General features: G+C 37.7%; 1 protein-coding gene. It reads left to right on the top strand.

From position 1 onward, the window contains the following. Window positions 1-25 precede the first annotated feature (25 nt). Window positions 26-555: carboxypeptidase-like regulatory domain-containing protein (locus OM075_RS25480; RefSeq protein ID WP_301193375.1), on the top strand; the 530-nt coding region annotated here is incomplete at its 3' end.

Below are 555 nucleotides of genomic sequence, written 5' to 3' on the forward strand. Positions count from 1 at the left end.
ATTATTAATTTAAACCTTTTGTTTTATGCGGAAATTAGCATTATTTCTGTCTATGATCCTATTTGTAGGATTGCAGGCAATGTCAGCCCAAACAAAAGCTATTTCAGGTAAAGTTGTCGATGATCTTGGCGAGGCTATACCTGGAGTATCAATTATTGTTAAGGGTACTACTATTGGGACAATCTCACGTCCGGATGGTACATATAATTTGAATGTGCCAGAAGATGCAACAGCTATTTTATTTACATTCGTAGGAATGGAAATGCAAGAAGTTGCTTATACTGGTCAAACTACTATTAATGTTACTATGAAACCAGATGCCATAAGTGTAGATGAAGTTGTTGTAACAGCCTTGGGTATTAGTAAAGAGAAGAAGGCACTTGGTTATGCGTCTTATTCTGTTTCAGGAGATGAAGTTGCTGAGTCAAACTCAGTTAATCCTATGAATGCATTGCAAGGAAAAGTTGCAGGAGTTCAGATTACATCAGGTGCTAACCCTGGAGCAACGCAAAATGTTATTATTCGCGGAGCTTCAAGTTTTGGGTCAAATCAACC

Origin of the sequence: Plebeiibacterium sediminum (assembly GCF_026013605.1) — a bacterium.
In the GTDB taxonomy this organism is placed as follows: Bacteria; Bacteroidota; Bacteroidia; order Bacteroidales; family Marinilabiliaceae; genus Saccharicrinis; species Saccharicrinis sediminus.